The sequence below is a fragment of the Nisaea nitritireducens genome, assembly GCF_014904795.1.
Taxonomy (GTDB): Bacteria; Pseudomonadota; Alphaproteobacteria; order Thalassobaculales; family Thalassobaculaceae; genus Nisaea; species Nisaea nitritireducens.
This window is the reverse complement of record NZ_JACZFS010000051.1, coordinates 21802-44430: the sequence shown is the minus strand read 5'-3', so window position 1 is coordinate 44430 and position 22629 is coordinate 21802. Positions and strand designations below refer to the sequence as shown.

Here is a 22629-nt window from a genome sequence, read left to right as displayed (position 1 = left end):
GGCGACGGAATTATGGGTGACGACGTGGATATCGATTACGTGGATGTACGCACTCGCTTGGTAGCGCTTTACGAGCATCCCTTCGCGGGGAAGCCGCGCGGGCGGTACCGGATTTCGATGAAGCTGATGCGCCAGCTGATGGGCGTGCGGCGGCTCTGGCCGGAGCAGATCGAGGAGCTGCGGCGCTCGCTCTATGAGATGGGATATCTGCTGATCGATCTTGAAACCTACTTCATCGTTGTCAGTCAGCAGACCTTTGTCAGTTACCGGCGCGTGAACGAGAGCGTGATTGCCGCCGCCATGGAGTTTCCTGTTGGCGCGGTTGTGGAGGAAAGCTCGGCGGCCGAGGCGGACGAAGCTGCAAGTGACGAGGGCGTATGAAGCGTCATCAGGAAGAACGGTTGCCGGTGATCGGGTGGCGCGAATGGGTGTCTCTCGGTGAGCTCGGGATCGAACGGATCAAGACCAAGATCGATACCGGTGCCCGGACGTCCGCGCTGCACGCTTTCGACGTTCGTCAATTCACCGATCACGGAGCGCCGCATGTCGCCTTTGTCGTGCACCCAAGGCAGCGCTACCGCCTGCCCGCTGTTGAGTGCGTCGCCGAAGTGCAGGACATGCGCGAGGTGACGAGTTCCAGCGGTCACAAGGACGTTCGCTACGTCATCTCGACCGATGTTTCGCTCGCCGGCCTTACCTGGCCGATCGAAATCACCCTGGCGGATCGTGATCCGCTCGGGTTCCGGATGCTTCTGGGCCGTCAGGCTGTCCGGGATCGCTTTCTTATCGATCCGGGAAGCTCGTTCATGGCGGGCCGGAAGCAGAAAACAGGTTCAACCAAGGTAAAGACTGAAAGGACAAGCTAATGAAGATTGGTCTTCTTTGCCGCAATCCTGAACTCTACTCCCACCGGCGCCTTGTCGAGGCAGCCGAAGAGCGGGGACACGATATCGATGTCATCGATCACCTGCGCTGTTTCATCGACATTGCGTCGAATGACCCGGAAGTGCACTACAAGGGGAACTCCCTGACCGGCTATGACGCGATTATTCCGCGTATCGGTGCGTCGGTGACGTTCTTCGGGACGGCGGTTCTGCGCCAGTTCGAGATGATGGACGTTTATCCGCTGAATGAATCGGTCGGTATCTCCCGCTCCCGCGACAAGCTGCGCAGCATGCAGCTCCTGTCGCGTGAAGGCGTGGGGCTTCCCGTCACGGTCTTCGCACACCGGACCTCCGATGCCGAAGAGCTGCTGCGCATTGCCGGCGGCGCGCCGGTCATCATCAAGCTGCTCGAAGGAACCCAGGGTATCGGTGTCGTGCTCGGCGAAACGCCGAAAGCGGCCGAGAGCATTATTCAGGCCTTTGGCGGGGTGAAGACGAACATCCTCGTCCAGCAGTTCGTGAAGGAAGCGAACGGCGAGGATATCCGCTGCCTCGTGGTCGGCGAAAAGGTCGTGGCGGCGATGATCCGCCGCGGCAAGGAGGGCGACTTCCGGTCCAACCTGCATCGTGGCGGCTCAGCGGAAGCGATCAAGATCACCGCTGCCGAACGGACGACGGCGCTCAAGGCTGCGAACGCGATGGGGCTCAATGTCTGCGGTGTCGACATGCTGCGCTCCAATGACGGGCCGGTGGTGATGGAGGTCAACTCCTCACCGGGTCTCGAAGGGGTCGAGAAGGCGACCGGTGTCGATGTGGCCGGTAAGATCATCGAGTTCCTGGAGAAGAACGCCCGTGCCGGCCGGACGCGGACCAAGGGCGGCAAGAGCCGCAAGAAGGTCGCAGTTGCGTAAGCCATTCCAGATCGGGGGAGAGGAAATCTCCCCCGGCACCCGCCGGATTGTCGATATTCCGCTGAGCGTGCTTTCCAATCACACCCCGATGAGCCTGCCGGTCCAGGTCATCCATGGTCGTAAGGACGGGCCGACGGTATTCGTCAGCGCGGCCGTGCACGGCGATGAGATTATCGGTGTAGAGGTCATCCGCAGGCTCGCGAGGAGCTCCGCGCTGAAGCGGGTTTCCGGAACGCTTCTGCTGGTGCCGATCGTCAATGCCTTTGGCTTCATCAGTCACAGCCGCTATCTTCCCGACCGCCGCGACCTTAACCGGAGCTTCCCGGGGAGCCAGACCGGCTCCCTCGCCAGCCAGCTTGCATACCGGTTCCTCAACGATGTGGTTTCGCTGTGCGATCTTGGCATCGACCTGCATTCGGCTGCGGTGCATCGCGTGAACCTGCCGCAAATCCGGATCAATGCCGACGATACGAAGGCGCTGGAACTTGCACGTGTGTTCGAACCCCCTGTGATTATCAAGTCGGCTTTGCGTGAGGGATCGCTTCGTGCGGCGGCCGCGAAAATAGGCGTGCCTATATTGCTCTATGAGGCAGGTGAGGCCCTGCGGTTGGATGAGTTTTCAGCGCGGGTTGGCGTCAAGGGTATCCTCAAGGTGCTGAAGCAACTCGGCATGATCAGTGCGCGCAGCATCAAGATCGGCAATGTGGCGCCGCCACTGGTTGAGAAGTCTGCCTGGCTTCGGGCTACCGAGGGCGGCATCTTCCGGACATCGCGCAATGTCGGCGATGTTGTCCGCAAGGGCGATACCATGGGCTACATCGCCGATCCGTTCGGCGAAAAGGAAACGGAACTAAAAAGTGAAGTGTCCGGGCTGATCGTCGGCCGCACGAACCATCCGTCCGTCAATCAGGGCGATGCTCTCTACCATGTCGCCCAGCTCCCGCGTTCCGCTTCAATGGAGGGAACGATGGGTGCGATCGAGGAAGAATTCGCCAACGACCCGCTGCTCGACGAGGACGAGATCCTTTAGTAGGGACCCGGTTTGTCACCACTGCGCTTCAAAGGCTTTGATCCGCGTCTCCAGTTCAACCTGTGCACGGGCTTTGTCGCTGTCGTGCAGGAAGGCTTTGCAGGCCGATGTCGCAAAGCCTTTCCCGCACGCTGCCACGGGCAGGAGTGTGCGGAAGTCGTGCCAGAGGGATTTCCCGCTTAGAAAGCTCTTCTCCAGGCTTTGCCGCGACAGGGTTTTGAGGGCGACATAGCTGAGGCCATACCGCTCGCTGGCGAGTTGGTACTGACTGGTGAGGTCGATGCGCTCGACACCCTCGTCGTCGGTGGAGAGCATCACCGGCACTCCCGCCTTCAGATAGGTCGGGAACGGGTGATCCTTGCCGGCGACGCCGAGGATCTGCTCGTTACTGGAAAGGTTGATCTCGACGGCGATGCCGTCCTTCGCCATCCGCTCGATCAACGCGCCGCTGTCTTTCTCGAAGCCGATATCGACGCCGTGGCCGATGCGGTCGACGCCAGCAATCTCCACGGCTTCCCGGATATGGAAGGTCATGTCCTTCAACTCTGTGACGCCGAGCCAGAGCTCGCCAGCATGCAGGGACAGGCCGACCGTCTCATACTTCCGTTTGAAATAGCCGAAGATCTTCATGTGCAGGGAATAGTCCCGGAGCGCGACGTGATAGTCCTCCGGCGCGACGAAATTCACCCCGACGCTGAGCTTTTCCCGCTCCGCGATCATGTAATGCAGCATGACCTGCGCAAAGGTGTTTTCCGGCGGCTGTGTCCGGATGCTCTGGCCGAGCTGGCGGAGCGTCACGGTACAGCCCGGCTCGGGACTGGCGGTGCCGCAGCCCATCTGTTCCCGGGCGCCAGCCATAGCGTCGTTCAACACCTTCGCACCCTGATCCACCAGTTTACCGAAACCGTGATCGAGCAGCGCCTTCTCGAAGGCCGCGAGATCCTTGTCGCTACCGCCGGCGAGTTTCTGCGTCACGCCGAGAGTCGGCGGATTGACCCAACCCAGCGTCATCATCGGCTCGACATAGACCACGTTCTGCAGCGCCGCGTTCCGCGCGAGCCAGGCAAGGCTCTCTGCCTTGCGCTCACCGGAAATAGCGCCGAACCGGGCGAAGGTGGAGAAGAACTGGTCGTGGCCGGAACGCTCGTCCCAGAGTGGGTTGGGCTGAAAATTGCGCATTGAGAGATTATCGGTGATGGCCGCGATGCAGGCATCGCTCTGCGCGGCATCACTCATCCGCACCTGCGTCGCGCTTTTGCAATCCGGCTTCGCCATTGGCGGGACGTGGGTGGCGCATTGCACGATCGACCGGGCGCCCGGGTCGTAGCAAAGCTGGAGATCCGGATCGGCGGCCCAGCGGATATAGGCCTCGGCATAGACGGCGCCGGAGAGATGGGTGTGCAGATCCGCACCCTTCGGCATCTCCTGCAGGAAGGCGCGGGTCAGTGTGCGGTCGTCCCGGATTGCCTCGAAGTGAGCGCTGGTACGGCTTTCCGGGCTGCCGTATGGGGTACCGGTGCAGGCGCCGAGCCCCAGGGCAAGTACAGCCATGATCGAGGTGATCCGCATCATCTGCTCCTTCTTCGTGAGGGTGAATACAGAGTATATGCGGATCATTTTTTATGCACGTTTATGTTGTCTGGGCGGTGTGCCCTGGATCAATGCGTTCCTTGCTCAGGCGCGGCGGCGTATGCCATCGATGCTCAGCGGACCGGGCCCGGCGAAAACCAGATAGAGGAACAGGAAACAATAGAGGATTGCAGCGTCACCGCCATTGTTCACCGGGAAGAAATCGCGCGGTGCGTGAGCGATCCAGTAGCCAACGGCCATCAGGCCGGATGACAGGAACGCGGCGGGGCGTGTCAGAAATCCGATGGCGATGAGTGCGCCGCAGGTCAGCTCTATGACGCCTGCCGTCCATGGCATGGAAAACATCGCCGGCGTATGTCCGCCGACCGGAAAGCCAAGAATTTTTTGCGTGCCGTGTGCCATGAAGATCAGGCCGGCGATTGCACGGGTAATGCTGAGTATCGTCGGAGCCCAAGGCGTTAGCTTGTTCCTCATCAGAGCCTAATCCATTCTTGTCGGAGGGGTAATTTTCCGGACCGTAGCGCATCGCCCTAAGCCTTGCAAAAGCTGGCTCTTCACAGTTTTGTCCAATTGGAACCGCAGGGACCGGCGAGCGTTATCTCAAGGAGGCACAGGTGTTGAGATCATGGACCGGAGACAGCGATGAAGGCCAAAAAACCAGCCGGAAGATGCGCCACGGCCTGTTCGGAAGACCGACAACGCGAGATCGACAGGCTTGAGACGCTGGCCTACTGGTTGGACAGTCGTTTTCGGGTTCCGGGCACCGATATCCGGTTCGGGCTGGATGCACTGGCCGGGCTGATCCCCGGTCTTGGCGACGGCACCACCGCGCTATTCTCGATCTATATTGTGATACAGGCGCGTCGGCTGGGCGTGCCTTTCCCGCTGCGGGCACGGATGGCTGCGAATACCGCCATCGACCTTGTGATCGGCGCGGTCCCGCTGGTCGGCGATATCTTTGACGTCGGTTTCAAGGCCAACCTGTGGAACGCGGCTTTGCTGCGGGAGCACTTCGCCCGCGAGGTCGATGCCGCTAAAGGGAGCCAGTGCTAGGGCTTGGTGTCGGATGTGGACAGCAGGTCCTCTTCAGCTTCCGGAATGTCGGCAGAGGCGGCGTGGCGTTCCAGGGATTCGATTTCATTTTCCAGATCACCCTCCGATGTGGTTGCGGAGGCACCGGATTCCGGTACTTCCGGCGCTGGCGCGGGGATCGCTTCAATGGCTGGCGCATATGCTGGTTGCGGCGCCTCCGGGGAGCCGTCCATGGAAATGACCGGGACTCCCTGGGGGAAGATGACTTCGCGCGCGTGATCGGGCATCGAGATGTGCTCCTCGATCAGGGCCTTCTTAACCAAGCGAAGCAGGGCGGACCTGATCTTGAGAACCGAATAGGCCCTGCCGTCGAACCAGAAATAGGCACGCAGGTTGACGGTCGAACTGCCGAGGGAGTCTACCAGGACAAGCGGCTCCTCCGGTTCTTCCAGAACGGCGGCGTGGTCGACAAGAACCTTGCGGATGATCTCCTGCGCGACGGCGATCGATACATCGTAGCCGACGCCGATTTCGAGGAATTCCTGGCGGGCGGGGGCAGCGCTGTAGTTCACGATGGTGTTCTTGAACACTGTCGCGTTCGGGATCTGGATATGATTGCCTTCGAGCGACATCAGAAGCGTGCTGCGGGTATTCATGCTCTGGACCGTGCCTTCCTGTCCGCCGACAGCGATATAGTCGCCACGCCGGAAAGGTTGCCGAATGCTGAGCAGGAGGCTCGCCAGAAAGTTTTCGGCAATGTCGCGGAACGCGAAGCCAACAATGATGCCGGCCACCCCGGCACCGCCGAGGATTGACAGGGCGAGCTGGGTCAGGCCAGCAACCTGCAACACGATATAGAGGCCGATCAGGAAGACCGGGATCGCCGCTGTCCGTGCGATGACGCTGCGCAGGAACGGTGAGTCGACCTGGTCGCGCAATATCCATTCAATCATCCGTGCCACGAATATGGCGGCGAAGAACGCCAATGGCAGGATCACCAGCGCCAGAACCACTAGCGGCAGGCTGGCGAGCCCGTTACGCAGGAGTATTGTGATTTCGGAGGTGGCCGGCCGGAAGCTCCAGTCGATCTCGGGCTTGACCGTGATCCGGTTGACAACGGCAACCACGTCCTGGGTTTTGGAGGCAAGGTCGCGTGCCCATCCGCGGTGCTCGTCGGACCCGGTGACGCCGTCGAGGAAGACAACGCCGTCGGTCGCGTTGACCTCAATGTCGGGGTACCAGCCCGTCGCTTGCAGAATGTCCTCGATCCGGGTGGCGATCTCATCGTCGTGCGCGACCGGCGTGACGGCAACGGCCTGCGGCGCCGCGGTAACGTCACCCGCCTCGGGAGAGCTCTCTTGCGCTCCCGCTGGCCCGGTGACGGCCGCAAGGCATAGCATGACAATAACGGCTATCCCGGCCAGGGCCGCCCGGCGCCGCACGATCATGACCGTTTCGCGATGACCCACACCCCGTGAACGATACCGGGAATGTATCCCAGGATCGTCAGCAGGATATTCAGCCAGAAATGGCCGCCGATCCCCACAGTCAGGAAGACGCCAAGAGGCGGCAGGAGGATGGTCAGGATCAGTCGGAGTATGGTCATGTCTCTATCCTCGGGAAGCGTTCCGGTTTGAACTATAACGCCGGGATGCGGATAAGGTTCCTTCGCTGAATGTCCTGGCCGAATGCCTTGTTGGGAGCCCGGCTATCACCCGTACCGGGACAGGACCTTGAACAGCTGGTCTTCCGTGAAGGGCTTGGTCAGGACGTCGTTCATGCCGGCGTCCCTGAACTCGGCATGTCGCTCGACGAATGCTTCGGCGGTGAGACCGATGATGGGGATATCGTTGTTGGATGCGGCGGCTCTGATTTCTCTGGTCGCTTCGATCCCGTCCATCTCCGGCATGTGGATATCCATGAAGACGAAGTCGGTTTCGCCCCGCATGACTTCGTCAACGGCTTCCCGGCCGTTCTCGACATGTCTGACATTCTGGCCGAGTTTTTCGAGGACGGCCGTCACCACCATGGCGTTGATCGCGTTGTCTTCCGCGACAAGGATCCTGTAGGCGGGCAGTGTCCGCTTGTCGCCGGTGGTCGCCATCTTTGCCGAGTTCGAGTGTTCCAGCTCTTCGGCGGTGACTGTGCCGAAGGGAATGAAGACATCTATCGTTGTCCCTTTCCCGAGCTCGCTTTCGATCCCTATCCGGCCGCCCATGAGTTCGACGATCTGACTGACGATGGAGAGTCCGAGGCCGGTGCCTCCGAACTTCCGGGTGATCGAACTGTCTTCCTGGGTGAAGGCCTCGAAAATGGATGCCTGGCGGTCCGGTGCGATCCCTGTGCCGGTATCGGTTACGGCAAAGCGAATTCCGCGTGTCGTCTCTGGCGAGGGCGCGGACATCGGTGCGGCATCGGCGCTGACTTCCTTGACTGTGAGCACGACACTGCCTGAATCCGTGAACTTCACGGCATTACTGAGCAGATTCCAGAGTATCTGCCGCAGCCGGACGGGATCGCCGCGCATCTGGGCGGGCTCCGACAACGCATACTCGCCCCGTATGGTCAGGCCTTTTTGTCCGGCCGCGGTCTGGAACGGGGTCATGATCGAGGACAGCAGTTCTTTCAGGTCGAAAACCGTGTCTTCCAGCTCCATGGCGCCGGACTCGATCCGGCTCATGTCCAGCACGTCGTTGATGATCGCCAGCAGCGTCTTGCCGGAGGCCACGATATTGGAGACTTTGCGTTGCTGGTCCGGGTCGAGATCGGTGTCTTCCAGAAGCTGCGCAATGCCCAGCACACCGTTCAGGGGCGTCCGGATCTCGTGGCTCATTGTTGCCAGGAACCCGGACTTTGCCTTGTTCGCGGCGTTCGCGCGCTCGACATAGTCGTGGGTCGCCTGTGACATCGTCTCCATATCCCGGGCGAGGCGGCCGAGTTCGTCGTTCGAGTTGATGTCGATCCTGGAGATCGGCTCCTGCCGGGCAATGGAATCCGCCGCCAGCTTGAGCTTCAGAATCGGCGTGACGAGGAGGCTGCGCGATACCCAGGCGATCATTCCGGCGACGGCGAGTATGGACGCGAGAGAGACGATGATCGTCGCCAGCCGGATATCCTCGACATCCTTTGAGACCACGGACTCCGGGATCGTCAGGAGGACGACCCAGTTCCATTCCGGTTTTGCGAACCCGGCTGCGCTGAAGACCGCGTGGTCGCCGGGGGCTGCGTAATGGGTTCCGAAGAGTTTGTCGGTGATGTCGGATATAAGCTCTCCCCAACCGTCGGGAAAGAGATCGTCCTCGCAGCCGCCGCAGAACAAGGCGGAGCCGTCCCGGTTGAAAATCAGAACGCGCCGGCCGGTTTTCTGACTGAGAGTCCTGAAATCGGTCAGCGCCTCGGACTTGTACTGATCGACGTAGGACGTCAGTGAGTTCAGCCCGGTGGTTTCCAGAAGCCGGTAGCGGCGGTCGACAAACTGGTCGATCGCACTCTCTAGCCGCAGGTTCATCGCCTGCTGCTCTGTTCTGTAGAGTACGTCCCTTGAATATGTGAAGGACCAGTAGCCGAGAGCGCCCGTTCCTAGCAGGACGATGGGAATGATCGCGGCGATGAATTTCGTGTAGAGGCTCAATTTCCGCGACCTTGTCGATAAAAGACGTTTTCCTGCGCCAGTTCCAGAATGCCGGAGGGAATGACGGCACCAAGTCTGGCGGCGGTCAGAACATTCACGCCGGCAATAAACTTGCTCGGCCGGGTAACCGGAATGTCCGCGGGGTTGGTTCCGGACAGGATAGCGCTTGCCGCTTCCGCAGCGGCCCTGCCGTTGAGTTCCACCGTGGACTGCAGGGCGAGCATGGCCCCGAGGCGGGCATTCCTGATATTGCCGCTGTTCACGATCGGCATGCCGGTGGCCAGGACTGTGTTCACGAAATCGAGGTTGGTCTGGTTCGGCCCGGCCACCAGCCAGATGCCGTCCAGGCTGTCTTTGTGCGCAGTTATCAGTTCCACTGCCGATTTGTTCATCTCTGGGCGTCCGCTGTCTCCAGGCAGATAGGGGAAGCCGAGATCGGTCAGGCTCACGATCGGGAACTGGTGCGCGGCAGCGCGCAACTGGGCGGATTCGCTGACCGCCGACGGATATGTGGAGCGCAGGATGCCGATGCGGAACGGTGTGTCGCGCCTGGCCGTCTGCAATATCTGGGAGACCAGGGCGAGCTGGGATTCCACCGGGACGACATGACTCTGACCCGTGATGTTCGCTCCGCTGGTTTTCCCCATTTCACTGACGAACCCTTCGCCAACCGGGTCCGTGACGATCAGGAACATCTGCGGGATCTTCGTACCCGACAGCAGGTCCCGTCCGGCGCGAGTCGCAAGCGTGGCGACGGTTACGACCAGATCCGGGGTGTTCTCATCGATTGCGGATGTCAGCAGGGATTTGGCCCGGCCGTAATCGCCTTTGGCATTCAGGACGGTATAGGAGACATCTGTTCCGTCCTTGAAACCCAGGCGGGTCATTTCCGCACGAAACCGTACTGTCGACTTTTCCAGAAAGGTAGAGGAGAGAGTCTGGAGGATCATAACCCGTTTAGCTGTTTCGCTTGCAACTGCGCTCTGCGGAAGCATCCAGAAGCAGAGGCCAAGAAACAGCAATTTCAAAAATGCGTGCGTCGGACGGCTCCCGGCTGAAGGCACTGCAACACCCAGTTTGTGTGCGAATACTTTTAGAGTCTAAACCTTAAGCGATTGTACGGACTTCATAAAAAATGCAAAGCCCGGAACGGTGTTCCGTGCAGAACCAAGAAGATAAAGCGGGGCAGTTGCTGGTCAAGATGGCTCGAATCGACCGACCTTGGCTGCTTCTTGATCGGCATTCCGGTGATGCCGATCCAGTGGATGCTGAGCCCGGTCTGTTTCCTGTAAGCTGCGATCGAATTTCGCTTTCCCCGACCGTCCCCGCGAGCAAACACATGACCAACGATACCGCGACCATCAGTGCCTCCGCTCAGTTTCAAAAAGCCACCGACGATCTGCGTGTTGGCCACGACAGGTTCGTTAGCGAGATCATCACCTTGACCGAGATCCCGTCTCCGCCCTTCAAGGAAGAGAAGCGGGCGGCGGCGTATGAGGAGATGTTCCAGGCGCTCGGGCTGGAAGACGTGCAGCGAGACGGCATCGGCAATGTCACCGGGCTGCGGCGCGGGCGCGGCAACGGTCCCATCGTCGTCGCGGCGGCGCATCTGGATACGGTGTTTCCGGAAGGCACGGACGTAAAAGTCCGGCGCGAAGGCACCAAGCTGTTCGCCCCCGGTGTCGGCGACGATACGCGCGGTCTGGCGACGCTGCTGGCCTTCATCCGGGCGCTCGATGCCGGCGGGATCGAGACCGAGCAGGACATCCTGTTCGTCGGCGATGTCGGCGAAGAGGGCAAGGGCGACCTGCGCGGTGTGCGCTATCTCTTTACCGAGAACGCCTATCGCGAACGCATCGCCTCCTTCTTCACCTTCGACGGTATCGAGACACAGGATCTGGTCACGGCCGGGGTCGGCTCCTACCGCTACAAGGTCGCTTTCAAGGGGCCGGGCGGACACAGCCTCGGCGCGTTCGGCACGGTGAACCCGGCCTATGCACTTGGCAGCTTTCTGGTCGGCATGTCGAAGATCGAGGTGCCGGGCGATCCCCGATCATCCTATTGCGCCAGCACCTTCCAGGGCGGCACGTCGGTGAACGCGATCCCGGAAGAGGTCTGGACCGAGATCGACCTGCGGTCTGAATCCGCCGAGGTGCTGGACCGGGTCGATGGCGAGGTGAAAGCCCTGATCGAAGCGGCGGTCGCGGGCGAGAATGCGCGCGGCGATACCACGAACGGCGAAATCAGCGTCGAACTCACCCAGATAGGCAACCGCCCGGCGGGCACGACGGCGCACAACACCACAATCGTCGAAGCCAGCGTCGCCGCGATAAAAGCCTACGGATTCGAGCCTGCCTTCTCCGCCTCTTCGACAGACGCCAATATCCCGATGGCGCACGGCGTCCCGGCCGTAAAATTCTCCCACGGCGGCGCCGGTGGCCGGGCCCATACGGTGGACGAGTGGATCGATGTCGAGCCGAAGCTGAGCCTGCGGGGCTTGAATGCAGGCCTGCTCGCGCTGGTGGCGACGGCTGGGTTCGTGGAAGGTTAATTTACTGAAAGGATCCGGGCCGGATAGCTTCTGAGAGCTTGTCCGACCCGGTAGGGTGCTATCTCGCGGCCAGCTTCGCTTCCAGCATCTTCTTCACCTCGGGCCATTCCTTGTCGAGGATGGAGAAATAGACTGAATCCCTGAGCGTGCCGTCGGTATGGATCATGTGCTGGCGCAGGGTGCCTTCATAGATTGCGCCGATCCGCTTCAGGGCGTTCTGGGATTGCTCGTTCTTGTGGTGGGTCTTGAACTCGACCCGGATGCAGCCGAGCGTCTCGAACGCATGGGTCAGCATCAGGTATTTTGCTTCGGTATTGAGAGGCGAGCGCTGATAACGCGGGTTCAGCCAGGTGCTGCCGATTTCCACACGTGTGTTCTTGGTGTCGATGGTCATGTAGCGGGTCGAGCCTGCAACCTCGCCGCTGGCGACATCGATGGTGACGAACGGCAGGTCGATGCCCTTTTCCTGATTTTCCAGAGCCAGACGCACATAGGCCGCGACCGCCTCCGGGTCCGTGCCGGGCCAGGTCCATTTCCAGATCGCCGGATCTTCCGCAGCCTTCTGCAGGGCCGGGATGGCGGCTTCGCTCATTGGCTCCAGGCGGACATGTTTACCGGTCAGGGTGACGGGTTCGACTTTCATTTCGGGTGGTCCTTCAGCATGCAAATGGAAAGGCAATAGGCAGGAAGTGGGTCAGACGATGGAGGCGGCCTGTTGCGGAGCACCGGCGAGGGTTTCGGCAATAACGCCGAGACCGTGGCGCACGATCTTCAGGTCTTTCGGGTTGCCGAGAGAGAGGCGGAGACGGTTGCGGCCGGCGCCGGGAGCGGTGGCAAAGACCTGCCCGGAGGAGGCGATGACGCCATGCTCGCCCAGCACGGCCACTGCATCGCGGTCGGTCCAGGGCTCCGGCACGGTCAGCCAGAGATGCATGCTGGTCGGGTGCCCGGTGAACTCGAAGCCTTGCAGGATTTCGGCGGCGGCGGTCTGGCGGCTCCGCATTTCCTCGGCTTTTTCCCGGGCGAGAATGCCGGCGATGCCCCGGTCGACCCAGAGCGCGAAGACTTCCGCCATGGCCGGCGCGGCCATCCAGGTTGAGGCCCGCATCGCCCGTTCCAGCTTCGGCACCATGGCGCGCGGTGCGCTGACCCCGCCGATGCGCAAACCCGGTGCCAGTTGCTTGGCGGCGGAGGTGATAAAGATCGTCTGGTCCGGCAGGTAATTCGCCAGCGGCGGCGGTGCGTCCGCCACCAGGAAGCGGTAGAGATCGTCCTCGACCAGGATCAGATTGTAGCGTTCCGCGATGGCGGCAATGTCCTGCCGTCGCTGCTCGCCCATCACGGCGTTGGTCGGGTTTTGCAGGGTCGGCATGCAATAGAGCGCGCGTGGCGCGAAACTGCGGCAGGCTTCCTCAAGGGAATCCGGGCGCACGCCTTCGGCATCCATATCCACCGGCTGGACTTTGAGACCGAGCATTTCCGCGAGGGGGACAATGCCGGGATATGTCAGCTTTTCGACAAGGATTGTATCCCCCGCCTGCACCAGGGCTGCAAAGGCGGCGAGCATGCCGTTCTGCCCGCCCGTGGTGACAATGGCCCGGCCCGCATCGGTCTCGACACCGAGGGCGCGCATCCAGTCCGCCGCCGCTTGCCGGTGACGCGGGGCGCCGCCATGCGGGGCATAGGCCATCAGGTTCATCAGGTCGCGGCTGTCGGCAATTTCCTTCAGGGCGTCGGAGAAGGCGTCCCGTTCCGTGTTCCCCATCGGCGGAAAGTTCAGTCCGAAATCGATCCCGCCCCGGTTAGCGCCTGCCGGTATCTCGCCCATGTCCCGGCCGATCCGGCGGCGGACAAAGGTGCCGCGGCCGACCTCGCCATCAATCAGGCCGCGCCGGGTGGCCTCGGCATAGGCGCGCGATACCGTGCCGACAGTGACACCGAGCTGATAGGCCAGCTCGCGGTGCGTCGGCAGTTGCGTGCCCGGTTGCAGGGCGCCGGTGGCGATGTCTTCCGCCATGGCGCGGGCGATCGAGAGATATTTCGGTCCGGGCCGGTCGCTCAGATCGGGGACCCAGTCCATCGGGTGGCTGTGCATACTTTGTCTCTGTGACAATGTTCCGATTGATCGATGATTGAACCGATATTACGCAGGTATTGGATCGGTTCAATCGTAACATTGTGTCGATTGATGGCGGGCGAAATGGAGACAATCCGGTCGCCGGGCTTGATGGTGCCATGGATTGATGCCGCCTGCTTTGACATGATGCGGGCTGATTGACTGCAACCGGGAAGGACGGATCGTGGCTTTTTCTTTCACACGCGACGAACTTGAAGAGACGGCCCGGCTGGTACATCAGCTTGTGCCGCCGACGCCGCAACATCATTGGCCTCTGCTCTCGCAGCGGGCCGGAACAGAGATCCGCGTCAAGCACGAGAACCATACGCCGCTCGGTGCCTTCAAGATGCGTGGCGGGCTGGTTTATATGGACGGCCTGAAACGCCGGGTGCCGGACTGTCCGGGTGTGATCACCGCGACCCGGGGCAATCACGGCCAGAGCGTCGCCTTCGCGGCGGCGCGGGCCGGGCTGCGCGCTGTCGTCGTGGTGCCGCGCGGAAATTCGGTGGAAAAGAATGCGGCCATGCGGGCGCTCGGTGCCGAGCTGATCGAGCATGGCGAGGATTTCCAGGCGGCGTTCGAGCATGCGGTTTCGCTGGCCGAGGGCGAGGGGCTGCATCTGCTGCCGAGCTACCATCCGGATCTGGTGCGCGGGGTGGCGACCTATGGGCTTGAGCTGTTCACGGCCTGCCCGGACCTTGACCGGGTCTATGTGCCGATCGGGCTTGGCTCCGGCATCTCCGGGGTGATAGCCGCGCGGGATGCGCTCGGCCTGAAGACGCAGGTGATTGGCGTGGTGGCTGAAAACGCGCCCGCCTATGCGCTCTCTTTCGAGCAGAAGAAGCCGGTCTCGACCAACAGCGCGGACACGATGGCGGACGGCGTCGCCTGCCGGGTGCCGGTGGAGCAGGCGGTCGAGGTTATCCTGAAAGGGGCGGAGCGGATCGTCCGGGTCTCCGAAGACGAGATCAAGGCCGCCATGCGGCACTATTTCACCGATACCCACAATGTCGCCGAGGGCGCGGCGGCCACACCGCTGGCGGCTTGCCTGAAAGAGAAAGACTCCAATGCGGGTCAAAAGGTTGCGCTCATCCTCAGCGGTGCCAATGTCGACCTTGCGCTCTATCGCGACGTGCTGATGGGCGCGGAGACACATGAGGAGACTGCGACGTGACTGAAGAGCTGTTCCGGGAAGATTCCTATCTGAAATCCTGCACCGCGAAAGTGCTGGCATCCGGCCCGGACGGGGTTGTGCTGGATCGCACCGTTTTCTACCCGACCGGCGGCGGCCAGCCCGGCGACAGCGGCACGCTGGCAGGCCCGGGAGGCACGGTCGCCATCACCGAGGCGGTGAAAGGCGAGGACGGTATTCTGCATAAACTCGAAGAAGGCGCGGCGGCCCCGGCCGTTGGCGACGACGTCGAAGTCACCCTCGACTGGGACCGGCGCTACAAGCACATGCGGGTTCATACCGCTCTGCACCTGCTTTGTTCCGTCGTCGATGGCGGCGTGACCGGCGGGCAGATCGGCGCGGGCAAGGGCCGGCTCGATTTCAACATTCCGGGCGAGCGTCCGGAAAAAGAGGCCCTGACCGAGCAATTGAACCAGGTCATCGCGGGCGACCACGGGATCAGCATCTCATGGATCACTGACGATGAGCTGACAGCCAATCCGGATCTCGTCCGGACCATGTCCGTGAAGCCGCCGATGGGAAGCGGCAAGGTGCGCATGATCCGGATCGGTGACGATGTGGATTTCCAGCCCTGCGGCGGGACGCATGTCCGCTCCACGTCGGAGATCGGCACCATCCAGATCGGCAAGATCGAGAACAAGGGCAAGCAGAACCGGCGGATCAATCTGACGCTGGTTGAGTGACCGGAAGTACAAGAAGGAAACAAGGAAATGCGGGTTCCAATTTACCAGATCGATGCCTTTACCGAGAATGTGTTCGGGGGCAATCCGGCGGCCATTTGTCCGCTCTACAGCTGGCTGACCGATCCGACCATGCAGTCGATCGCGGCCGAGAACAATCTGGCGGAAACCGCATTCTTCGTTCCCGATGACACAGGCGAGGCCGACTTCCACCTGCGCTGGTTCACACCGGCGGTAGAGGTCGATCTGTGCGGCCATGCGACCCTCGCCAGTGCCGCGCTGATCTTCGACGACCTGATGCCGGACCGTCAGGAGATCAGTTTCCGGACCCGCAGCGGTGTGCTCAAGGTGCGGCGGGACGGTGATCTATACGTCATGAACTTCCCGAGCTATCCGCCGGCGAAGCGGGACGCCCCGGTTGGGCTTTTCGAAGCCCTCGGTACGGAACCTGCCGCACTCTACGATGCGCCGCAGGAGCCGGAGCGGGACCGGTTGATGGCGGTGTTCGAGAACGAGGATCAGATCCGTGCGCTCAGCCCGGATTTCGGCGCCCTGAAAAGGCTCCAGTCGGTCTCCATAATGGCGACGGCGCCGGGCTGGCAGGTCGATTTCGTCTCCCGCTATTTCGCGCCGAACCACGGTATCGACGAGGATCCGGTGACCGGCTCGAACCATTGCCTGCTGATCCCCTACTGGGCGGACCGGCTGGGCAAGAAAGAGCTGCTCGGCCGGCAGATCTCGGCCCGCGGCGGGGAGCTGAAATGCAGCCTCAAAGGCGATCGGGTGGAGATGGCAGGCAAGGCCGCGCGGTATCTCTCGGGCCATATCGAGATCTGAGGCCACTTCAACGGTCCTCATCCCGGCTTTTCCCTCACATCGTCATCCCTGCCGGAGAGCAGGGACCCAGACGATCATGGAGTCCGGCTCTGCGTTCTCTGGGGCCCCGCGTACGCGGGAATGACGAAGAGAGGAGTGCAGGGATGACGGCGCAGGGGAAGAGCGGGGACAGTGATCTTTCATCGTTGAGACAGCGAAAAGAAATATAGCTGCCCGAAATGCGGCGGACGCTCCGGGCGCGGTTTGATAGAGGAGGGGCATGCTGTACGACATTGAAAATCATGACCTCCTCTACGACGCCCTTGTCCGGCGGGACCCGGCCTATGACGGCAGGGTCTATGTCGGCGTCACCTCGACCGGGATCTTCTGTCGGCTGAACTGCCCGGCGCGTAACCCAAAACCGGAAAATTGCCGTTTCTTTGCCACGGTCGGTGAATGCATCGAGTCCGGCTTCCGGCCCTGCAAGCGATGCAAGCCGGTGGCGACGGCGGCGGAGGCCGATCCGGCGGTGAAGATTCTCGTCGCCGCCTTTGAGGCCGATCCTGCCCGGCGCTGGACCGAGGCGGACGTAATCGCGCTTGGTCTCGACCCCTCGACCGTGCGGCGCAGTTTCAAGCGCCAGTTCGGCGTGACCTTCCTTGAAATGGCCCGGCTCAGCCGCTTACGGGACGGGTTCGTCACCCTGTCGGATGGCGGCCGTGTGATCGATGCGCAGCTTGAGGCCGGGTTCGACTCGCCGAGCGGGTTTCGTTCTGCCTTCGCCCGGCTGCTCGGCCAGTCGCCCGCAAGCTTCACCGGTGAGGAATTCCTGAAAGCGGATTGGATCGACAGCCCGATCGGTGCGCTGGTCGCGGTCAGCGACCGCTCCAGCCTACATCTGCTGGAATTTGTCGACCGCAAAGCGCTCCCAAGGGAGCTGTCGAGATTACGGGATGCGACACGCGGCGGCATCGGTATCGGCCGCTTTGCTCCGACGGAGCAGATCGAGGCCGAGCTGAAGGCCTATTTCTCGGGAGAGGGCGCCCGGTTTGAAACGCCGATGACCTATCACGGCAGCCCCTTCACGCGGGAAGTCTGGCTGGAACTGCGACGCATCCCGGCGGGCGCGACGCGGAGCTACAGCGATTTGGCAAAGGCCATCGGCCGCCCGTCCGCGACCCGTGCTGTCGCGCGGGCGAATGGAGCCAACCAGATCGCCATCGCCATTCCCTGCCACCGGGTGATCGGGGCCGACGGCTCGCTCACCGGCTATGGCGGCGGGATCTGGCGGAAACAGAAACTGATCGAGCTTGAACAGGCCTATGCAAGCCAAGGGGGAGAACAAACACATGTCGCAAGCGGACAAGGCACAGTCATTCGCGGATCTGCATCGTAAGGGCGATCCGGTCATTCTCTTCAACATCTGGGATGCCGGCAGCGCCAAGGCTGTTGCCGATGCCGGGGCAAAGGCGCTGGCGACGGGAAGCTGGTCGGTCGCGGGTGCGCAAGGCTACGGCGATGGCGAAGCGCTGCCGCTCGACATGCTGGAAATGATCGTGAAGCGGATCACGGCAACCAGCGATTTGCCGCTCAGCGTCGATTTCGAAGGCGCCTACGCGGCGGGCCCGAGCGGTGTGGGCAGGAACATCGCGCGGATGATCGCCGCTGGTGCCGTCGGGGTGAATTTCGAGGATCAGAAGGTCGGCGGGGAAGGGCTCTATCCGGTGGCGAAACAGGCGGAGCGGATCAGCGCCGCACGGGCCGCCGCCGAGGATGCGGGCCTGCCGTTCTTCATCAACGCCCGCACGGACATCTTCCTGAAGGACCGGGATGTTGCAAACCATCCTCGCCTGATCGACGAGGCGCTTGCCCGCGCCAAGGCCTACGCCGAGGCGGGCGCCAGCGGGATTTTCATGCCCGGGCTGAAGAGTCCGGAGCTGATCAGGAGCGCCGCAGAGGAAATCGCACTGCCGCTCAACATCCTGATCATGCCGGAGGTACCCGCGCCGCAGGAACTGGCGGCACTCGGGGTCGCACGGATCAGCTACGGGCCGGGACCATGGCGCGACATGATGGCCTGGGTGACGGAGCAGGCCGCCGGAATTTACAGGGACATCTAACCCAGATCCCATCCTGTGGCGGCGGCGAGGTCTGTCTTTGAGACCCCGATCACGGTGACGGTGCCTCCGTCGGAGAAGGTTACCGCGGTATTGCCACCGGTCTCCGCCGCGGAGCTGACTCCGAGCCCGGTTTCCAGGGCGAGCGTATCGATCCCTGCCTGGAAGTCGGTCACCTGATCGTTGCCGCCACCGAACCCGAAGATGAAGGTGTCTGCCCCGTCGCCGCCGACGAGCGTGTCGTCGCCCTTGTTGCCCGCCAGGAAGTCGTCGCCGGTGTTGCCGTAGACGATGTCCTCGTTCTGGCCACCATAGAGGGTGTCGTTGCCTTTGTTGCCGTAGAGGGTGTCATTGCCGGTGTTGCCGTAGACGATGTCCTCGTTCTGGCCGCCAAAGAGGAGGTCTTCGTTCTCGCCACCGGACAATGTGTCGTTGCCTTTGTTGCCGTAGAGGACGTCATTGCCGGTGTTGCCATAGACGATGTCCTCGTTCTGGCCGCCATAGAGGAGGTCTTCGTTCTCGCCACCGGACAATGTGTCGTTGCCTTTGTTGCCGTAGAGGACGTCATTGCCGTTGCCGCCGAAGACGGTATCTCCGTCCTGGCCACCATAGAGCGTGTCCATGCCGTCGCCGCCGAAGACATAGTCGATACCCTGGTTGCCATAGACGATATCCTCGCCCCCGCCTGAGCCAACGGTGTCGTTGCCGCCGCCGCCTGCCAACGTGTCGTCCTCGGCGCCGAGCGAGATGAATTGGGCAGCATCGTCACCGACCACATAGTTCTGGCCACTGCCGCCGGTCACCGTCGCCTGTCCGACGATGGCGGCGAACTCGATATTGTCGAGCTGTAGGGTCGAGCCGCTCGGCAGGCCGGAAGTGTTGATAACGAAGGCCTCGGACCCGCTTGAGGTGCCGGCGTCGCCGGTGATCTGGACTGTTTGCGCCGTCGTGTCCGAGCTTGTGAAAGTGATCGAGCGGACGTCGAGCTCAAGGCCGGTCGAATTGCCAAGGAAGGTCTGGCCGTGGCCGTCGAGGAAACTCTGCGCGCTTACGACCGGTTCGGTTGACTTGATTTCTGCCGTCAGGGAGGTGCGCGCGGTGCTGTTGGCCTGAGCTGTGGATGTTCCGGAGTTGGTTAATGAGACGTTGGCCGGCAGGGTCGCCGTCACGACGTTGCCGTTACCTGTGTTCGATACAAGAGTCCCGGAGGCGGTGCTGCCGGTATTGTTCACCAGGGTGCGGCCGGTTGCGGTGCCGGCGGTGTCCGCCGTGGTTTGGTTAGTGACCGTCAGGGTGCCGCTGCCGGAGGAAGAACTGCTGCCTGATGAGCCGCTTGAGGAGGCCGCCTGAGTGAAGGTGATGTCCGTGTTCGAGCCGTTGATCACGGCGTTAACGGTCAGATTGCTTGCGGCGCCGGAAAAGTTGAGTGTCCCGCTGCCGAGATCGAGCGTCGACCCGAGGGTCGTGCCGTTCAGGGACGCGGCAAGTGATGTGTCGCCGGTAACAACGATGACATCGTTGGCGGCAAGACCGGAAATGGTGTCACCATTATGGTCGTCCACGTTGCCTGTGAAGGTATCGTTGCCGTCGCCGCCGATAAGACTGTCTGCTTCATCGCCGCCCGAAAGGATGTCTGCTCCGTCGCCGCCCGAAAGGGCGTCCGTTCCAGCACCGCCGAGGAGAGTGTCTGCGCCGCCTCCGCCGTCAATATTGTCTGCTCCGTCGCCGCCCGAAAGGGTGTCCGTTCCGGCACCGCCGAGGAGAGTGTCTGCGCCGCCTCCGCCGTCAATATTGTCTGCTCCAGTCGTGCCGGTAATTGTATCGGCGCTTCCCGAGCCACTGACTTGTTCTATCGAATGTAAGTTTGCCGATGTGAGGTCGTAATTGCCTCCGCCCGTTAGGTGTAAGACGTCCGTTCCGTCTCCGCCGGAAATAGTATCCGTAGCAGCGTTGTATTCGGCAGCAGTTGTCTCGATGGTATCGTTGCCGTCACCGCCGACAAGGCTGTCTGCTCCGCCGCCGCCCGAGAGAATGTCCGCTCCAGCACCTCCCGAAAGGGTATCCGTTCCAGCACCGCCGAGGAGAGTGTCTGCGCCGCCTCCGCCGTCAATATTGTCAGCACCAGTCGTGCCGGTAATTGTATCGGCGCTTTCCGAGCTACTGACTTGTTCTATCGAGTTTAAGCTTGTCGATGTGAGGTCAAAACCGCCGCCGCCCGTTAGGTATAAGACGTCCGTTCCGTCTCCGCCTGAAATGGTATCGTCGCCGAGGTCTGCCGCGTTGCTAATGAAGATATCGGCCCCATCCCCACCGATAAGGCTGTCCGAACCGCCTCCGCCGACAATACTGTCCGCTCCAGCCGTGCCGGTAATTGTATCGGCGCTTCCCGAGCCACTGACAAATTCTATCGAATGTAAGTTTGCCGATGTAAGATCGAAATTGCCGCCGCCCGTTAGGTGTAAGACGTCCGTTCCGTCTCCGCCGGAAATGGTGTCCGTTGCCGCATTGTATTCGGCGGCAGTTATCTCGATGGTATCGTTGCCGCTGCCTCCGTCGATAGAGTCTGCGCCGGCGCCGCCGGACATCTTGTCGTTGCCGCCGTCGCCAAAAAGCGAGTCATCATCGGCTCCGCCGAGCAGCTGGTCGTTTCCAGCACCGCCCGAAAGGGTGTCCGTTCCAGCACCGCCGAGGAGAGTGTCTGCGCCGCCTCCGCCGTCAATTTTGTCCGCTCCAGCCGTGCCGGTAATTTTATCGTCGCTTCCCGAGCCACTGACTTGTTCTATCGAGTGTAAGTTTGCCGATGTGAGGTCAAAATCGCCGCCGCCCGTTAGGTGTAAGACGTCCGTTCCGTCTCCGCCGGAAATGGTGTCCGTTGCCGCATTGTATTCGGCGGCAGTTATCTCGATGGTATCGTTGCCGCTGCCCCCGTCGATAGAGTCTGCGCCGGCGCCGCCGGACATCTTGTCGTTGCCGCCGCCGCCAAAAAGCGAGTCATCGTCGGCTCCGCCGTACAGAGTGTCGTTTCCGCCACCCCCATCCACCCTGTCATTGCCAGCGTCGCCGAGGACCACGTCGTCGTCCTGGTTGCCATAGACGGAGTCATCACCGTCGCCACCGGCGATACTGTCGTTGCCTTCCTGGCCACCAATGTCATCGTCGCCGTCAGCGCCCGAGATCGTATCGTTGCCGGCGTGTCCCGCAACTTGGTCGCCTCCCGCGCCGGCGTCGATGAAGTCATTTCCTGCACCGCCACTGATAGTGTCGTTACCGCCCTCGCCTGAGATCTCGTCGTTGCCGGCGAGCCCGTCGATGGTTTCCCCGGTGTTGTCACCCACAAGAGTATCGTCGCCGGACGATGGCGTGCCGGAAACCAGCGCGAGGCGATGCGGGTAGGCGGACAGAGCTGCAGGAGGGAACTGGGTTGCCGCTGCCGGCATCGCGTCCCACCCGGCAGAGCCACCGAGATCTGTATCCGCCGCATTCACGGGCACTCCGAGCGCGGCTTCGAGCGCCGCGACGAAGCGTCTGCCGTTGGATCCGGCGCCGGTCCCGCATGCAATAAGCGAAACCTCTGTTTCCGTGCTCAATGTCGCCCCGATGCGCTTCAGGACGTCGGCTGAACGCCGTAACGCGGCATAATCGAACACTTTCCCAGCGAGACGAAGCGCGCCGGGGCTTCCATGGGTGAGGATCGCTACTTGATCGATTGAGGGCTGCCCCTCCAGGATCCGGGCGATAAAGGACAGAGAGTCTATTGAGCCAGTAAGGCGATAAGTTCTTGTATTCCGTGCAATTGATCCTGTCAGGATCTCTGATTGCTCGACGCTTTCATCGACGAACAGAATGTTTTTTGCTTCGGAATGCACGGTAAAAACTCCCGTATTTATCTGTAAAACGATTCGATTTTGCTGGTTTTTGAGGTGCCCGTTCCTATACTGTAAATATGGTTAATTGGTCAAAGAAAAGTATAGAAAAATGTGAAGTTAGTAATTTGTGTCTGATATTGAATATAAAAATATGAAGTATAATAAATTTTTACAAAAATAATCTTAGGTGACGTGATGATATAATAAAAATTA

20 protein-coding genes are annotated in these 22629 nt (G+C 61.5%); 11 read left to right on the top strand and 9 right to left on the bottom strand.

Annotated elements, in window-relative coordinates; genetic code table 11:
• Window positions 1-12: 12 nt before the first annotated feature.
• Genes IG629_RS17480 through IG629_RS17465 form a run of 4 tightly spaced genes read left to right on the top strand, consistent with a single transcriptional unit; the run spans window position 13 to window position 2825 of the window.
• The gene (locus tag IG629_RS17480) at window positions 13-381 is read left to right on the top strand and encodes a hypothetical protein (RefSeq protein ID WP_193173209.1); all 369 of its coding nucleotides are present in this window, start codon (window positions 13-15) and stop codon (window positions 379-381) included.
• Window positions 378-866, top strand: coding sequence for an ATP-dependent zinc protease family protein (locus IG629_RS17475; protein ID WP_193173208.1), 489 nt, complete (start codon window positions 378-380; stop codon window positions 864-866). Before IG629_RS17480 ends, IG629_RS17475 begins: the two co-directional genes overlap by 4 nt.
• Window positions 866-1795: a 30S ribosomal protein S6--L-glutamate ligase gene (rimK, locus tag IG629_RS17470; protein WP_193173207.1), complete on the top strand. Its 930-nt coding sequence runs from the start codon at window positions 866-868 to the stop codon at window positions 1793-1795. The genes IG629_RS17475 and rimK overlap by 1 nt, the downstream gene beginning before the upstream one ends.
• Window positions 1788-2825: a succinylglutamate desuccinylase/aspartoacylase family protein gene (locus IG629_RS17465; RefSeq protein WP_226886888.1), complete on the top strand. Its 1038-nt coding sequence runs from the start codon at window positions 1788-1790 to the stop codon at window positions 2823-2825. Before rimK ends, IG629_RS17465 begins: the two co-directional genes overlap by 8 nt.
• 15 nt (window positions 2826-2840) lie before the next feature.
• Here IG629_RS17465 and IG629_RS17460 read toward each other — a convergent pair whose 3' ends face one another.
• Window positions 2841-4442 (bottom strand): adenosine deaminase family protein, encoded by a 1602-nt coding sequence (locus tag IG629_RS17460; protein WP_193173206.1) that lies wholly within the window; start codon window positions 4440-4442, stop codon window positions 2841-2843.
• Window positions 4443-4499: 57 nt separating this feature from the next.
• Complete coding sequence (locus IG629_RS17455; RefSeq protein WP_193173205.1) at window positions 4500-4889, bottom strand: DoxX family protein; 390 nt, start codon at window positions 4887-4889, stop codon at window positions 4500-4502.
• A 168-nt stretch (window positions 4890-5057) separates the two neighbouring features.
• On the opposite strand from IG629_RS17455, the gene IG629_RS17450 reads away from it, so the two are divergent.
• Window positions 5058-5468: a DUF4112 domain-containing protein gene (locus IG629_RS17450; protein ID WP_193173204.1), complete on the top strand. Its 411-nt coding sequence runs from the start codon at window positions 5058-5060 to the stop codon at window positions 5466-5468.
• On the opposite strand, the gene IG629_RS17445 is transcribed toward IG629_RS17450, so the two are convergent.
• The 4 genes from IG629_RS17445 to IG629_RS17430 all read right to left on the bottom strand — a co-directional run bounded on the left by IG629_RS17445 (window position 5465) and on the right by IG629_RS17430 (window position 10028).
• Window positions 5465-6895, bottom strand: coding sequence for a mechanosensitive ion channel family protein (locus IG629_RS17445; protein WP_226886887.1), 1431 nt, complete (start codon window positions 6893-6895; stop codon window positions 5465-5467). The genes IG629_RS17450 and IG629_RS17445 overlap by 4 nt on opposite strands.
• Window positions 6892-7053, bottom strand: coding sequence for a YqaE/Pmp3 family membrane protein (locus tag IG629_RS17440; protein ID WP_193173203.1), 162 nt, complete (start codon window positions 7051-7053; stop codon window positions 6892-6894). The genes IG629_RS17445 and IG629_RS17440 overlap by 4 nt, the downstream gene beginning before the upstream one ends.
• 105 nt (window positions 7054-7158) lie before the next feature.
• Window positions 7159-9078 carry an ATP-binding protein gene (locus tag IG629_RS17435; protein ID WP_193173202.1) on the bottom strand — a complete coding sequence of 640 codons (1920 nt, stop codon included), beginning with the start codon at window positions 9076-9078 and terminating at the stop codon, window positions 7159-7161.
• Window positions 9075-10028, bottom strand: a complete 954-nt coding sequence (locus IG629_RS17430) for an ABC transporter substrate binding protein (protein ID WP_193173201.1) — start codon at window positions 10026-10028, stop codon at window positions 9075-9077. Before IG629_RS17430 ends, IG629_RS17435 begins: the two co-directional genes overlap by 4 nt.
• Window positions 10029-10417: 389 nt before the next feature.
• Here IG629_RS17430 and IG629_RS17425 point away from each other — a divergent pair, with 389 nt between their 5' ends.
• The gene (locus IG629_RS17425) at window positions 10418-11629 is read left to right on the top strand and encodes a M20/M25/M40 family metallo-hydrolase (RefSeq protein ID WP_193173200.1); all 1212 of its coding nucleotides are present in this window, start codon (window positions 10418-10420) and stop codon (window positions 11627-11629) included.
• Between the two features lie 58 nt (window positions 11630-11687).
• Here IG629_RS17425 and IG629_RS17420 read toward each other — a convergent pair whose 3' ends face one another.
• A complete protein-coding gene (locus IG629_RS17420; protein WP_193173199.1) occupies window positions 11688-12272 on the bottom strand; it encodes a GNAT family N-acetyltransferase in 585 nt (194 codons plus the stop codon).
• A 51-nt stretch (window positions 12273-12323) separates the two neighbouring features.
• Complete coding sequence (gene ehuR / locus IG629_RS17415; protein WP_028466477.1) at window positions 12324-13724, bottom strand: MocR-like ectoine utilization transcription factor EhuR; 1401 nt, start codon at window positions 13722-13724, stop codon at window positions 12324-12326.
• Window positions 13725-13929: 205 nt separating this feature from the next.
• Between ehuR and IG629_RS17410 the strand changes: the two genes are divergently transcribed.
• The 5 genes from IG629_RS17410 to IG629_RS17390 all read left to right on the top strand — a co-directional run bounded on the left by IG629_RS17410 (window position 13930) and on the right by IG629_RS17390 (window position 18553).
• On the top strand, window positions 13930-14919 hold the full coding sequence (locus IG629_RS17410; RefSeq protein ID WP_028466476.1) for a threonine dehydratase: 990 nt from the start codon (window positions 13930-13932) through the stop codon (window positions 14917-14919).
• The gene (locus IG629_RS17405; protein ID WP_028466475.1) at window positions 14916-15620 is read left to right on the top strand and encodes an alanyl-tRNA editing protein; all 705 of its coding nucleotides are present in this window, start codon (window positions 14916-14918) and stop codon (window positions 15618-15620) included. Before IG629_RS17410 ends, IG629_RS17405 begins: the two co-directional genes overlap by 4 nt.
• Before the next feature lie 27 nt (window positions 15621-15647).
• Complete coding sequence (locus tag IG629_RS17400; RefSeq protein ID WP_193173198.1) at window positions 15648-16454, top strand: PhzF family phenazine biosynthesis protein; 807 nt, start codon at window positions 15648-15650, stop codon at window positions 16452-16454.
• Between the two features lie 259 nt (window positions 16455-16713).
• The gene (locus IG629_RS17395) at window positions 16714-17829 is read left to right on the top strand and encodes a bifunctional transcriptional activator/DNA repair enzyme AdaA (RefSeq protein ID WP_193173197.1); all 1116 of its coding nucleotides are present in this window, start codon (window positions 16714-16716) and stop codon (window positions 17827-17829) included.
• Window positions 17783-18553, top strand: coding sequence for an isocitrate lyase/PEP mutase family protein (locus tag IG629_RS17390; RefSeq protein WP_193173196.1), 771 nt, complete (start codon window positions 17783-17785; stop codon window positions 18551-18553). Before IG629_RS17395 ends, IG629_RS17390 begins: the two co-directional genes overlap by 47 nt.
• On the opposite strand, the gene IG629_RS17385 is transcribed toward IG629_RS17390, so the two are convergent.
• Window positions 18550-22416, bottom strand: coding sequence for a DUF4347 domain-containing protein (locus IG629_RS17385; protein ID WP_193173195.1), 3867 nt, complete (start codon window positions 22414-22416; stop codon window positions 18550-18552). The two genes, IG629_RS17390 and IG629_RS17385, sit on opposite strands and share 4 nt — an antisense overlap.
• Between the last annotated feature and the right edge of the window lie 213 nt (window positions 22417-22629).

Bases quoted from the DNA above. Each gene is read 5' to 3' on its own strand.
- IG629_RS17430 (WP_193173201.1), bottom strand. From the start codon at position 10,028: ATGATCCTCCAGACTCTCTCCTCTACCTTTCTGGAAAAGTCGACAGTA.
- IG629_RS17395 (WP_193173197.1), top strand. From the start codon at position 16,714: ATGCTGTACGACATTGAAAATCATGACCTCCTCTACGACGCCCTTGTC.
- IG629_RS17390 (WP_193173196.1), top strand. From the start codon at position 17,783: ATGTCGCAAGCGGACAAGGCACAGTCATTCGCGGATCTGCATCGTAAG.
- IG629_RS17460 (WP_193173206.1), bottom strand. From the start codon at position 4,442: ATGATCCGCATATACTCTGTATTCACCCTCACGAAGAAGGAGCAGATG.
- IG629_RS17475 (WP_193173208.1), top strand. From the start codon at position 378: ATGAAGCGTCATCAGGAAGAACGGTTGCCGGTGATCGGGTGGCGCGAA.
- IG629_RS17400 (WP_193173198.1), top strand. From the start codon at position 15,648: ATGCGGGTTCCAATTTACCAGATCGATGCCTTTACCGAGAATGTGTTC.
- rimK (WP_193173207.1), top strand. From the start codon at position 866: ATGAAGATTGGTCTTCTTTGCCGCAATCCTGAACTCTACTCCCACCGG.
- IG629_RS17440 (WP_193173203.1), bottom strand. From the start codon at position 7,053: ATGACCATACTCCGACTGATCCTGACCATCCTCCTGCCGCCTCTTGGC.
- IG629_RS17420 (WP_193173199.1), bottom strand. From the start codon at position 12,272: ATGAAAGTCGAACCCGTCACCCTGACCGGTAAACATGTCCGCCTGGAG.
- IG629_RS17425 (WP_193173200.1), top strand. From the start codon at position 10,418: ATGACCAACGATACCGCGACCATCAGTGCCTCCGCTCAGTTTCAAAAA.
- IG629_RS17480 (WP_193173209.1), top strand. From the start codon at position 13: ATGGGTGACGACGTGGATATCGATTACGTGGATGTACGCACTCGCTTG.
- IG629_RS17455 (WP_193173205.1), bottom strand. From the start codon at position 4,889: ATGAGGAACAAGCTAACGCCTTGGGCTCCGACGATACTCAGCATTACC.
- IG629_RS17450 (WP_193173204.1), top strand. From the start codon at position 5,058: ATGAAGGCCAAAAAACCAGCCGGAAGATGCGCCACGGCCTGTTCGGAA.
- IG629_RS17445 (WP_226886887.1), bottom strand. From the start codon at position 6,895: ATGATCGTGCGGCGCCGGGCGGCCCTGGCCGGGATAGCCGTTATTGTC.
- ehuR (WP_028466477.1), bottom strand. From the start codon at position 13,724: ATGCACAGCCACCCGATGGACTGGGTCCCCGATCTGAGCGACCGGCCC.